11 protein-coding genes and 1 riboswitch are annotated in these 13,378 nt (G+C 41.5%); of the genes, 4 read left to right on the top strand and 7 right to left on the bottom strand.

The window, feature by feature from the left end:
- Positions 1 to 60: 60 nt before the first annotated feature.
- On the bottom strand, positions 61 to 852 hold the full coding sequence (locus ACTJKN_RS03845; protein ID WP_440822807.1) for a hypothetical protein: 792 nt from the start codon (positions 850 to 852) through the stop codon (positions 61 to 63).
- A 22-nt stretch (positions 853 to 874) separates the two neighbouring features.
- Complete coding sequence (locus tag ACTJKN_RS03850; RefSeq protein ID WP_440822809.1) at positions 875 to 1,504, bottom strand: carboxypeptidase-like regulatory domain-containing protein; 630 nt, start codon at positions 1,502 to 1,504, stop codon at positions 875 to 877.
- A 249-nt stretch (positions 1,505 to 1,753) separates the two neighbouring features.
- Here ACTJKN_RS03850 and ACTJKN_RS03855 point away from each other — a divergent pair, with 249 nt between their 5' ends.
- The 3 genes from ACTJKN_RS03855 (at position 1,754) to ACTJKN_RS03865 (ending at position 5,011) form a co-directional block, all read left to right on the top strand.
- Positions 1,754 to 3,757 (top strand): tetratricopeptide repeat-containing sensor histidine kinase, encoded by a 2,004-nt coding sequence (locus ACTJKN_RS03855; protein WP_440822810.1) that lies wholly within the window; start codon positions 1,754 to 1,756, stop codon positions 3,755 to 3,757.
- Complete coding sequence (locus ACTJKN_RS03860; RefSeq protein WP_440822812.1) at positions 3,750 to 4,379, top strand: response regulator transcription factor; 630 nt, start codon at positions 3,750 to 3,752, stop codon at positions 4,377 to 4,379. Before ACTJKN_RS03855 ends, ACTJKN_RS03860 begins: the two co-directional genes overlap by 8 nt.
- A gap of 95 nt (positions 4,380 to 4,474) precedes the next feature.
- Complete coding sequence (locus ACTJKN_RS03865; protein WP_440822814.1) at positions 4,475 to 5,011, top strand: hypothetical protein; 537 nt, start codon at positions 4,475 to 4,477, stop codon at positions 5,009 to 5,011.
- 172 nt (positions 5,012 to 5,183) lie between these two features.
- Here the strand turns inward: ACTJKN_RS03865 and ACTJKN_RS03870 are convergent, their stop codons facing one another.
- From ACTJKN_RS03870 to ACTJKN_RS03890, 5 genes are read right to left on the bottom strand one after another with little or no spacing between them, the layout of a single operon-like run.
- Positions 5,184 to 5,738, bottom strand: a complete 555-nt coding sequence (locus ACTJKN_RS03870; RefSeq protein WP_440822816.1) for a peroxiredoxin family protein — start codon at positions 5,736 to 5,738, stop codon at positions 5,184 to 5,186.
- Between the two features lie 36 nt (positions 5,739 to 5,774).
- Complete coding sequence (locus tag ACTJKN_RS03875) at positions 5,775 to 7,307, bottom strand: hypothetical protein (protein ID WP_440822817.1); 1,533 nt, start codon at positions 7,305 to 7,307, stop codon at positions 5,775 to 5,777.
- Positions 7,308 to 7,317: 10 nt separating this feature from the next.
- Complete coding sequence (locus ACTJKN_RS03880; RefSeq protein WP_440822819.1) at positions 7,318 to 10,329, bottom strand: SusC/RagA family TonB-linked outer membrane protein; 3,012 nt, start codon at positions 10,327 to 10,329, stop codon at positions 7,318 to 7,320.
- Positions 10,330 to 10,344: 15 nt separating this feature from the next.
- Positions 10,345 to 12,375, bottom strand: coding sequence for a transferrin receptor-like dimerization domain-containing protein (locus ACTJKN_RS03885; RefSeq protein WP_440822821.1), 2,031 nt, complete (start codon positions 12,373 to 12,375; stop codon positions 10,345 to 10,347).
- A 38-nt stretch (positions 12,376 to 12,413) separates the two neighbouring features.
- Complete coding sequence (locus ACTJKN_RS03890; RefSeq protein ID WP_440822823.1) at positions 12,414 to 12,566, bottom strand: hypothetical protein; 153 nt, start codon at positions 12,564 to 12,566, stop codon at positions 12,414 to 12,416.
- 79 nt (positions 12,567 to 12,645) lie between these two features.
- Positions 12,646 to 12,750: riboswitch (SAM riboswitch) on the bottom strand.
- Between the two features lie 303 nt (positions 12,751 to 13,053).
- On the opposite strand from ACTJKN_RS03890, the gene ACTJKN_RS03895 reads away from it, so the two are divergent.
- Complete coding sequence (locus ACTJKN_RS03895; RefSeq protein ID WP_215127848.1) at positions 13,054 to 13,329, top strand: ArsR/SmtB family transcription factor; 276 nt, start codon at positions 13,054 to 13,056, stop codon at positions 13,327 to 13,329.
- Positions 13,330 to 13,378: the final 49 nt, after the last annotated feature.

The raw sequence follows: 13,378 nt of genomic DNA on the forward strand, positions 1-13,378 counted from the left end.
CCTCCCGGTCAATAAGACGACTCGATTGACGAATTGCTGGACCACAGATACACTTTAGTCCTATTTCCTAAATCCGCTAACCTTGAAGTTACCGACCAGTACCCCAGCACCGTTAGCATATTCCCAGGGGGCAGCTATATAAAAGTTTTTTGCTGCTGCAGGCATGAACAAAACCGTATCTGCAAGCCTGACCTGATTGAGATACACAGCCACCTGTTCTCCATCAACCGAGAGGACAACATGCAGGGGGCGGTTGAGCCAAGGTTTAAGATCAAAGGTTGCATTCACAAATTTTTCCGGCTTACTGCTGCCTATATTGACCTGGTTGGTATCATAATAGTGCAATTGCACATAAGTCCCGATATTGCTTGAGTACTCACGGGCACTGTTATCGCTTGCAAAACCCAGGGACAGCGGTGCAATGTCCTTTATCTGGTCAGCTTTTGCAATGATATCAAACGACACGGTAAAGCGCTTAGGGTAGCTGAGCTGGCGGGCAAATTTATAAATCGCCTTATCCTTTATCTCCATCCACTTACCTTTTTGACCTGAAACAGTAGTTACCGTAGCCACCCCATTGGTTTTGAAACTTGTTGCAGTGGCTCTAGCTTGAAATGCCGAGAAATCTTCGGCGAAAATTAGTGAATCACCAACTGAGATACTGCTATTGCCTGAGTTACCTGCGGCTTCCGCTCCTTTCGATACGCTATTTTTGTCAATCTTTTTTTCAATCGCTGTTGTAGCTTTTTCTTTTGCTTTCTGAAGTATGCCCCCGAGCTGGGCATGGATCTCAATTCCCGGAAGCAACATCAGAATGAGCAGTACACCAGTAATTTTTCTATGTGTTATCATGATGTAGGATGCTTTTGTAAAATTAGTGCAGTTTCACCTTAACGACCTCGCCGTTCTCCTTTACCTCCACAAATGTCTCGATCCGGTCCTGGATATTTTTGGAATATTCTTTTTGTTGATAATAATCGGTCCGCCCACCATAGTCGTTGTAACCGGTACCTGTGTAGGCATTGTATTTGCCCCTGAGGGTATAATCCAGCATCCCCTGCAGAAAATACTTGCCAGGTAGCATGTCGGGAAAGGTGAACTCACCATCGCTATTAGTGATCGCTTCCAGCCTATACCGATAGGCCTTGTCAGAAAGGTAGACAAAACGTCTCTTTCTGATATTTTCTTTGTCTTTTCTTAACCTGTACCATTCTTCAAAATATGGTGTTACCGGTAAAAGAATCACGGTCATATTATTGGCCAGGATACGGGGTGAAAGCGGAACAGTATATCCAAGAGGATGTTTCTGTTTGGTAAACGCTACTCCTTTAATGACGGCGCTTCCTTTTGCCAACATTTTTTTTGCCTGAAGAGAGTCGAATGCCACTTCCGGACGGAAGATCTCCACCTTGTCTTTTTTTTCCGGTTCTTTGTACTGTGCCGAAACTACAGCTGTTGACGATGCTGCACAGAAAAATGCGAGGGCATATTTTTTTAGCTTCATGATAGTGATTTATGGGTTAAAGAATAATGTTTCGTAAATATGATGCTGATTATCGTAGCAAAGCTATTGGATGTATCTGCCAAAAGAAATACCGACTTTTACCGATTTTTTTCTACTGGTTTTCAGGTATTTTTCATAACAGATGAACGATATTATGATGGGTTGGGAAATATGTCGGATATTTACCTGTGGAATTGCTCCGGTCAGGTCTGTCTGATCTGCCGGTAGGCGAAAAATATCTATTTAACAATGACGAAATCTCTTTTATTCCTCATAGGGCTATTGGTATCACTCAAATGCGCCGCCCAACAGCAGGTACCTCTAAACGAAAAACATTATCTCGACAGCCTTCACCAGACACTGCAGAAAAAAATCCCCGACAGCTCAAGAGCCAACACCAATTTTCAATTGGTAGAATATTGGAAATTCAAGGATACCTTAAAGAGCAAAGCTTACCTGGAAGCCGGAACGCTTGCTGCAAAAAATGACAGGTATTTAAATGCGCTGGCGCTCTTCTATAAGGGGCAGTATTATTTCAACTGGAACAAATCGAAGGCATCCGATGCTTTTAAAAAAGCTGAAGAAGCACTTTCGCCCTTCAATACCAAAAAGGCCTACGCAAAGCGGGCTGCAGCCTGGTATAATTATGCCCTGATGAACGTGGATAAAATGGGCTACGGTTTTATTACGAAAATAACCCTGGAAAAAGCTATTCCTATTGCAGAAAAAACGGGCAATCCGGCACGCATCGCTTACTATTATACCCAGCTGGCCACTATCCTGATGAACAACTACCAGTTTTCAAAAGCGGCTTCCTATAATGAAAAAGCTATCGCCCTACTGGAAACCAAAGATCCTGGTTCTACTGATCTGTTGTTTTCCTATCTTACAGGGGTAAGCATCTACTGTTATGACAACAAAGCCGACAAAGCCCGGGTACTTCTGGAAAAGGCACAAAAGCTCCTGAAACCATACCCGTCATCACTCAATTACCCGCTATACTATTATAACGAGGCCCTTTATTACGCTACCAAAACGTCCTACGATAAAGCACTCAGCAGTATTGACAAGGGTATGCCCCTGGCTAAAAGATATAACCAGAAGCAGATTTACCAACAGCTTCTTTTCCGCAGATATGATATCTATCAGCAGCAGAAAAACTATGCCAAAGCCCGACAGATATTGCTGGATATTGTTGAAGAAGGAACTTTGACCGCCAAAATTAATGACAGGGCAGAGATTTATTTGGAACTGGCGAAAATGAGTGAAAAGTTAAGTGATTATAAAGAGGCATACCACTGGCTGAACAAATACCGGCAGACCAATGACAGTATAAACAATGACCAGACAAAGATAAAGATCAATGAACTGGAGACCAGGTACAGAAGCGCAAAAAACGAGCAAAAAATACAGGCGCTGCAATCTGAGAACAGGCAGGCCCAGCTGAGTGCCCGCAATAACCGTTTATACAGGCTTATTCTGGGCCTGGGATGTCTTGTTCTTCTTCTTTTGCTTGTTTTCGTCCTTCTCACCGCGCGTGGCAGGAGGAAGCTTGCTCGGCAACAGGAGATTAATTACCGGCAGCAGCTGAACGAGATGGAAAGGAAGCAGCAGCTTAGCATCACCAGAGCTATGCTTGAAGGCGAAGAGCTCGAAAGGGAACGGGTTGCAAGGGACCTTCACGATGGCCTTGGCGGTATGCTTTCAGGAGTTAAGATTGGCCTTTCAGGCTGGACAGATACCCAGCCGGGCATTTCCGAAAATAAAGACCTGCACCGCATTATCGGTCAGTTGGACACTTCGGTTACTGAACTGCGCCGCATTGCCCGCAATATGGTGCCTGACACCTTACTGAAATTTGGCCTTGAAGTGGCTTTAAAAGACCTGTGCGAATTCTATATGCGTGATGGCTTACAGATTACTTCAGAGATGTTCGGTATCCAAAAAAACATTGCGATGAATGTGCAGCTCAATATTTACCGCATCGTACAGGAGCTGATATCAAATGCAGTCAAGCATTCCCATGCCGACAGCCTCATTTTACAGTGCAGTCAGAACGAAAACACCATTTTCATTACCTTTGAAGATAACGGTACAGGCTTTGAAGTGGAATCACTTGAAGATAAAAAAGGAATGGGACTGGATAACCTTCGCAACCGTATAGCATTTCTCCAGGGAAAATTTGAGATCCACTCCTCTCCTGGCGAGGGAACAAGTATAGACATAGAACTTAAAACTACTATCGATGAATAAGCTGCTGACGGTCATTGTTGATGACCATCCCATCGTAATTGAAGGGCTTAAGACCCTGCTTAGGAACGAGGACAATATGGAAATTATCGCCGGCTTTTCGAACGGAGAACAGTTTCTCTCCTATTTCGGTGGAAACCCTATTGACCTTGTTCTACTGGATGTCACCCTGCCGGACATCAGTGGTATGGATCTGTGCCAGCTCATCAAAAAAGAATCCCCGGATACCATTATACTCATCCTTAGTAATCATACGGAACGGAGCATTATCATGCAGACCATCCAGAACGGTGCCAATGGTTATCTCCTTAAAAACAGTTCGCTTGATGAACTCCGGCAGTGTATCGCCGAAGCCGTAAAGGGAAACATCTGTTACAGCAAAGAGGTAATGGAAATTATCAGCCGGCCAACAAAAAACCAGCTACGCGGGATAGCACAGCTTACCAGAAGGGAAAAGCAGATCCTATCATTTCTGGCAGAGGGAAAAACCAGCCAGGCTATTGCCCAGGAGTTGTTTGTGAGCCCTCTTACCGTGGATACACACCGAAGGAACCTGATGCAGAAGTTTGAAGCCAGAAATGTTGCCGAACTGATAACAGCTGCACACCAGCAGCATTTGTTATAGAACCTTTGATCTACCGAACTTCCTGATTTAATAAGCATCCTTTTCCTATAAACAAATATGATTTTATCAATTCAAATCCGTTAACAATAATATCTATGAAAACAACCGCATTCAGATTAACATTGTTATTTCAACTTCTGGCACTATGCGCTTTTGCACAGAAAAATGCCGGTCTAAAGAATTTGCTAAACAAAAATTCTGAATTTGTCTTTCCTCAAACATCGGATAGGATTTCAGCAGCATTGGGAGTAAAAACTATTTTTTCCGAAGATGCCAACGAGCAGCCCTATGCAAATTGGACAACAAAATCGGGGCTGGAACTATACTGTAGCCTTGGAGAAGATAAAAACATTAACGAAATGTTTTTTATCATTCCAGAAGAAAATCTTACTGAGGTGGAAGGCCTGCCTTTTAATCTGGTTATGAACAGAACAACCCCCGAGCAAAGTGCGATAAAATTCAGCAGATACAAAATTAAGAAGGAAAAGCTTGGTGAGGACAGCCAGTTTCCGGGAGGCCGGAGATTTACGTTCAAAAAAGGAAACCGTTTTATCACCCTTCTTTTTGATCGTAAAAACCTGCTCAAATTTTTATCTATTACAACCGAGCTCATCGATCCGGCGGTCAACTAAATCGACATAAATGCGGTACTGCCAATCTATTTTTGCTACAGGATAGCTTAAATTTCATTAGGAAAGATTCCGTTATTTTACATTAATATATTTTTACATAATTACATAAATCACAAGATAAGCGGCTGTGTTCTTTTTGGAGAAACAGCCGCTCACAAAACGAGCAAAATTCTTACTTACTCGTCCTCTCAGTTAATTCTTTAACGTTTTTAACCAGAAGACTAAATTCTTCTTTATCGTATAATCTGGTCAAAAACCTAATGTAACCATCCCTGTCGATCACTACGTTACGTGTTACACCGGCTTTTTTATCGGCAAATTTCTGGAAAATTTTAGCACCAGGGTCTAAAGCTAATGGATAAGTGATATTCATGTCTTTGTGAAATTTCTGTACCACATCTAATGGTTCATCCCGATCAACACCGATCAATACCACATCTTTATTTTTATAGGCCTGCCAGATATCCTTTTCTAAATAGGGCATTTCTTCTCTGCATACCTTACACCATGCAGCGGTGAACTGTAGGATGACGATTTTTCCTTTCAATTCTTTTAACGTGGTTTTCTTTCCGTCGTGGAGAACAAGTTCAAAATCATCAGGGGCTTTATCCCCTATTTTTACCAGATAGCCTCTGCTATCGGCATTTGTGTTTTCGAATTTTGGTTGTTGCGCAAATCCACTAAGTGTAAATAATACTGCGGATAAGGTTAATAGTTTAATTTTCATAATATTTAGTTTCTAAAGGGTGATTATATTATTTAGTTATTTTTCAGCGGCTTTCCAGCCTTCATCAAACGCGGTGGCTGATTCGCCATATTTTCCTTTTTCGCCGAAGTAGGCATTTCCTCCGAAAGTATAAACGGGTTGTTTTACCAGATCGAGCTGGAGTTGAGGCAAAGGATATTCAGTTGGCGTACCGCCTACGAGCAAATTGTTCCTGCGCATAAACGTAAATGGCAAAAATGCACCACCAGCGCCATCTATTTCAATGGCATATTCATAATGCAATTGTTTTCGCAAATCAGCCTGGGTTGCAGCAACATCAGGAAGCGTTCCTATGGCTTTTCTTGCAGCGGCCGGATCATTTAGTATTACAGCTGCACCAGCGTAATCCTTCAGCCAAAATTTTGATTCAGCCTTTAATAACCTGATCTCTTCAGCCAGGAAATAAGGATTAACTGCACCTGGTGAGTTTAGCGTATTTGCTGTATTATACCATCTTTTTCGGTACCAATTGGTAAAAAGCCCACGTCCACGCGATTCGATAAATATTCCAAAACTTGTGGTGTATCCAAAATAACTATCGAAACGTTTATCATTGCTGCTAATATTGGGCAATATTCCGGTTAAAGGATAAAATTTAGGGGTATTTCCCGTTTTGTCGGCCAAATAGGCAATTTTAAGATCTGGTGGCAACCAACCAGAACCATCTGAATTGCGCTGTAACAAATTGGTCAATAACTGATTGTAATAGCCTCCTGTTACCGTGGTGATCACAAAATCGGTGGTAAATCCTTTTTCAGCGTAGGTCAATACTTTATTCCATTGTGCATCGCCAATTTTTTCTGCCTCGGTCTTATCACGGGCTTCAGAAGATAAAATCCTTGCAGCCATCGAATTGGCCAGTTTAATAAAGTCGGCTTTACTCAATGTTTTTCCGCTGAGGAAGTCGAATTTAAACTGTGTATTCGTTTCAGCCAGCGTTATAGATTTATCAATCAGCTTAATTCCATTGGCAATTAAAGCCTTGTAAGAATCCGGAAAATCTTTCGTACTCAAGTTCACATCATCTACAATAATGCCACGGTCGAAAATAACACCGAGATAGCCTTGGGCTACTCCTTTGGCATAATATGCTGCAATAAGGCAATCCTGCGTTCTATCGGCCCCCTGTGTATCGTAAATCTTTTTACCCTGCTTTTCAATAATATCCAATGCCAGCGTGGCATCTAAATTGGCCTGATAAAAGTTATTGTAAAAAGTATTCCAGGTAACTGCACCACGGTAAGATGTATTGTTATTGAGTCTCAGACGCGGTTCGTTCGCAAAATCCCACCAGGAAGAATTTCCGTTGGTATTGGTAGTCTGATCAGCCAAAAGACTAAAATGCGTACCAGATGCACTTGTTGAAGTGCTAAAAACAGTTTGAACGCTACTTGTTGTGAGCTTAAGTCCGAGATCTTTAATCTGATCGATGGCTTCCTGATTGGTCAGTGTTGTTGGATTATCGAAATCTGTTTTTTTGCAGGCGCTAAGGCTTAAGGCAATAAGTGATATGTAGAATATATTTTTCATTTTCTGTTCGTTAAAAGTTTAGCGTAAGTTTTGCGCTGTAAATGCGGTAGGTTGGGTAATCGTAAAAATCCTGATTGCCCTCTGGCGTTACCCCGTTAAAAGATGTCCAGGTGTATAGGTTACGGCCAACTAATGCAAGTCTGGCATTACTTAATACCCGGTTTATCCCAATAGCTTTTAGCGGCAGTTTGTAGCTTAACGAAACTTCTCTTAGCGACACATAGCTGCTGTTTTGCAACCAGTAATCGGTGGTTTGCTGGGCATTAAAAACCGCTGTAGTAAAGGCGAGCGGCAAACCTGCCTGTGCCGCCTGATCAGAAAACGGAGAACGGTATTGGTAAGTAAGATATTGCTGGGTTTCATTATATTTCTGGCCACCTTTTTTCCAATCCAACACCGCATATAGCGATAAAGGACCAATATTGAAGGTATTAGAAAAACCGACAATAAAATCGGGCTGTGCATCTCCAATAATTGTCGAATTACCAGTAGCTGCATTTTGGTACAACAATGGTGTTTCAGCTGCAGTACCTTGCTGGCTTTTCAGAACCACAAAGCCCAATTGGTTAACAGCGAAATCGCTCAGCTTATAAATTCCACCTGCTGCATTGGTAACCAATCCCTGTGCATTGGTTTCCAATTGATCGAGACCAGTGAGCACACTATAACCATAAAAGGCAAAAGGGCTTACTCCAGGTGCTTTTCTAAAATCGCCATCGGTAAACTCCGGTACATCACCCAACGAGGTAATTTTACTTCTGATTCTACTAAAGGTAATTCCGGTATTCCAGGTAAAGGCATTTTTGGTAATCACATTGCCGTTAATTTCGAGCTCGAGCGAGTTCGATTTTACTGCACCCAAATTCCCATAAATCCTTGCCGAACCTGTAGTTGGTGGAAAAGCTGGCACCAGGATAAAATCGTTTATACTTTTCGAAAACGCATAATTGGCCTGTACATTAATACGTTTAAACAACTGCGCATCAATACCAAATTCGAGTTCGGAGGTAATGGCTCTTTTCAGATCTGTATTTTCACGTTGATTATAACTTACACCGCCGGAACTGGATAAGGAAACCTGACTGTCCTTAGCACCAAATGGAGGCAAACTTCCGGCCTTACCATAGGCTACCCTCAATTTTAATTCGTTAATGATACCCAACTTCACATCTTCTGTTAACCGATATGCGGTAGATACCCTTGGAAAAAACGCTGTTCCAACATCAGCACCAAATCTCGAACTGTTATCCAAGCGGCCCAGTACATCAACAAAAATCTTTTCTTTCCAGGCCGCTTTTAGGTTTAAAAAATAGCCGTAGTTAACTGTTTGTTCCCAGGTAGAGCCAATACTTCTGCTATCAGCTGAGGCAGCAGCTAAACTTTTAACAGGTGCACTCAGGTTATAGCCAGAGCCAGATAATGAAGTAATCCTGTTCTCTTCGTATACGGCCTTTAACGTTGCGCCGAAGTCGAAATCATTAAATTTATTGTTATAGTTTAGCTGGGCCTGGCCATTTTTGGAAGTGGTTTTTGATGTCTGTTCGCCATAATAACCATTGTTACGGGTAATGTCGGCAGAGATCGTCTGAAAGCCAATCGGGTAGTAATCCGTTTCGTTATAATTTTCGTTTTGTATAGAAGTATATACCTCCGCATTCAACTTGTCGGTAAACTGGTATTTTACTTTTATACCAGCAAGTAAATTATCGCTGTTATTTTCATATTCACGGTAACTCAGCTGATAAAAAGGATTGTTTACATTGAAGTTCTGTATATCAAAACCATAAGGTTTAAAGGCATATTTGCCTGAAGCATCGCGTTCCTGAAGATTGATAAAAGGTTCGTAAAGTGAAGTAGCATATAACAAGGAGCCGCTACCACTTGATGATATCGAAGAAGAAGGCGTTTTGTTGTTAAAGTATTGCAGGCTTAGGTTAATCTCTAAGTTTTTATCCGGTTTATAACCAAAATTAAACAAGGCCGTTTGTCTTTTATCAGCACCCACAGGTTCTGCAACTCCGCCTTTATATTGATTTTGAAAAGATGCGTACAAAGTATATTTATCGCCTGCAGTTGATGCCGAAACAAAGTTTGTAAAATATGGATTGTTGTTTAACATGTTAGCCACATTATCGTATACATTTGGGTATGGGTGAAGGTTGAGGGAATAACCGTTTGCTTGTACATCGATGGTCCTGGCGTTGCCGTTAAGCACGAATGAACCATCGGAATTAACCTTAAAATGATGAAACTCGGAAGTTGCCGGCGTATTTTGTACATTGCTTAACCCAAATTCATTATCGACAATAATATTCACCTTCCCGGTACCTTTTCCTTTTTTGGTGAGCACCTGGATAATTCCGCCTTCACCCCTGGTACCATAAAGGGCCGAAGCCGCTGCGCCTTTAACCACTTCAATCGATTCTATATCTTGCGGATTTAAGTCAGACAGGTTTAATGCAGTTACAAATCCATCCACCACCAAAAGCGGCGCAATATTGCCCGATACCGATTTAGCGCCACGCAGATAAACTGTTGCCCCCGAATTACCAGAAGATTGGCTGATCTGGATCCCTGCAACCTTTCCTCTTAAAGTTTGAGAGGCATCTGTTGCCGGAACGGTATTAATCTGATCGTTATTCACTTTTGTTAAAGCAAAAGTGAGTTTTTTACGACTGGTACCTTCTGCAACGCCTGTAACCACCACATCAGCTAAAAGATGTACATCTTCTTTCAATTCCACATTAATTTCTGATCGGTTATTGATGGCTACAACCTGTTCTAAATAGCCCTGAAAATGGATGATGATACTATCTGCTTTTTGAAATAAGTTTAAATTAAATTCTCCTTTACCATTGGTACTGGTGCCGATTTTGGTGCCTTTTAACTTTATGGTGGCGCCTATAAGCGCCTGCTTATCTTTACTGTCGGTAATCTTACCGCGAATGGTATTTTGAGCAAAAGCCTGCAAACTGCTAAGCAAAACAAAGCAGACTATTAAATGGGTAAAAAATAGTTTCATGTTTAGGGATTATAATTAAGGATGATTGGTTTGGTTGAGAAATTGAGTGAGTTTTAAGATTGAAGTTGTTAACACGAGAATTTGTTCCTGTACTTCTTTTGCATGGTATTGTTCAATGGCTTCTCTCAAACCAGGAAGGGTTTTAACACCATAACCGGTGTACAGACCAGGGGCATAGATGCTATGTTTGTACCATGGCCGCCCAGGTAAACCTGCTTGTATAAGCAATTGTTTTTCAGCCTGAAAAAGTAAGGTATTCAGTTGGTCAGTTTTAGTATCCGAAGCGAGTGCAGCAGTTACGGTCTGATTAAGTTTTGATGAAGCAGCTTTTAAACCATCTACTGCAAAGTTCAGTGCTTTAAAATCAAACTCGGGTAATTCAACCTGTACAGGAGGATTTTTCAAGTTTTCTTTAGGATCGTTAGCCAGCTGATAAGCACCAATTGAAATGAGCTTATTCTGGCTTTGAGCACCTTCCCTAAGCTGTTTGGCCAAAGCATTTACTTCGGTAACATAAGTCGCTATTTTAGCCTGAAGATTAGAAAAATTAAATGGAAGTACATCTGCATTGGCCAAACGTAATACTGCCCGGCCAGCTGTTTGGGATAAGGCCAATCCGTAGTCGAAACCCGGATCTTTAAACTTCACAAAGTTGTCGTAAGTATCGAAATTGGTATGGTACTCCCCTCCTTCATCCTCACCGCCAAAACCTAGGCTTAAAGTAGGGATGCCGAGGTGCTGCAAAAACGCTGAATAATCTGATCCTGTGCCGAGCGCCCCCAGATCGAGTGTTTGGCTATCTTGTATTTTCTTACGTTCGGCAAGCGCGGCTGTAGAAATGGCTTTATTGGCTTTCCACCGCTCGAAAATATTAGAACCAACCTGAGGGTCTTTTACTTCTTTCGAAATTTCTGAAACAAAATTTTCTAAAGCATGTGAACCGCCTGCTTCCAAAAAGCCACGGCCATTGCCATCCGAATTGATATAGGCAACCGCTTTAGTGTTTAACTCGTCTGCATGGTCTTCTACCCATTCTGTTGAACCTAAAAGCGATTGTTCTTCTCCATCCCAGGCAATATAAACAAGTGTTCGTTTAGGTTTTATACCTGCCTTTGCCAATTTTCCGATAGATTTTGCTTCTTCCAAAAGGGAGGCCAATCCACTTATCGGATCTGCAGCACCATTTACCCAGGCATCGTGGTGATTACCACGTATAATCCACTGATTTTTAAATTTACTTCCCTCAAGTTTTGCTACAACATTGTATGCCGGCACAATATCCCAGTTAAAAGCCAGGTTTAAACGGACCACGGTATTCCCATCGCCAATGTGATAGGTAACGGGCAAGCCACCGCTCCAATCGGTAGGTACCACCTCACCTTTAAGTGCGGCTAGCAATGGCAAGGCATCGTGATAGCTGATGGGCTGAACCGGAATTTTAAGAATCGTTTTGGCATCTGCCCGGTCCAACCTTTTTGCATTCTTGGTAGAACCAATTCCGGGCGTTAATGGATCACCGGGATAAATTACCATATCCATTACCGATCCCCGTTGAACAGCAAATTCTGGCTTGTAAGCACCTTGCGGATATACATCTCCTTTTACAAAGCCGTCATCTTTTGGATCCGAATAAATGATACAGCCCACCGCACCATGCTCGTAGGCTATTTTAGGTTTAATACCCCGCCACGATCTGCCATATTTTGCAATAACAATCTTGCCTTTTACGCTGATACCTAAACGCTCCAGCTTTTCATAATCAGCCGGTAGACCATAATTTACAAAAACAAGACCTGCACTAACATCACCATCGGCACTCCAGGCATTGTAAGGAGGCAATTGTCCTTGCTGTGCAGTTGCTAAATCTTCCTTGACAGCCTTTTCTTCAAGCAAGGCACTGTATTTGTTGCTTCTTAAAAGTTCTACTGAACGGGTTTTAGGCGTTGGAAATAAAACGTAATAAGTCTCTATTTTTGCATCCCAGCCATAACTTATAAATTTTTTCAGTACAGATTCTGCTACTGTTTTACTGCCTTTAGCCCCCAAATGGTGGGGGTTAGCAGAAAGTTCTTTTATGGTAGCCCCTATATTTTCTTTATTAAGCCCAGCATCGAATTGCTGCTCAATATTATGCTGTATCGGAATATTTTGGGTTTAAATCCACTCGGCCCATTCTGCGCCAATAAAGGAAGCCAGAGCAATTGAATAGCCGTAAAAAGTGTAAAAGTTTTCTTCATTTTCTGATTTTTTTAGGAGTTCTTTTACCAGAAAAACTTTGAGCGGCCTCAAAATCAATTAGCATGCGGATGCATAACCAACTTATCTTCTCCACCCTTGGGCAGAAAGGAATTAGCACCTTTTACAAGTGTATAGGTTGCTCAGACGTCATAGGGCCCTTCCCTCAGTCTTTCTGGATAAGTATTATATAATGATGCAAACCTAAAAATAATAATCTAGTATTCCTATAGGATTTATATTATTTATTTCGTTGATACGGCTGACAGTCATTTTAAAACTGAATGTCTTTTGTGTTTTTTGATGTTGCTAAAGGGATATAAGCAAACCAGACCGTGGATTTTGCCACTTCTTACCGGAATCTCCCGGATGACTAAAAATCTTAATCATAAAACAATTCATAAACATAGATACATTTCTATATATCAATATTAAAATTTACCTTTGCCAGGGCTTTACCCCTTATTAATTTGGAGCAAAGCAAGAAAAATGGATAACAAAAAGATAGAAAAGATATCCCGGGCACTAAGTGACACCAACAGGATAGCTATTTTACAGGAATTTAAAAAAAAGAAAGATTGCCTCTATTGTGCAGAAGTAAATGATCTTTTAGACCTGACACAACCTTCCGTATCCCACCATTTAAAGCAACTGGTTGATGCAGACCTGTTAGTTCCTCAAAAAGAAGGACGTAATTTCAAATACCTGCTGAACGAGACAGTGCTCAATGAGTACATCGCCTGCCTAAATTCGTTAAAGGATTAAGGAACACTTACACATGAAATTAGAAACAAATTACCAATAAACATCGAAA

This window comes from Pedobacter sp. 22163 (assembly GCF_052045595.1).
Lineage (GTDB): Bacteria > Bacteroidota > Bacteroidia > Sphingobacteriales > Sphingobacteriaceae > Pedobacter.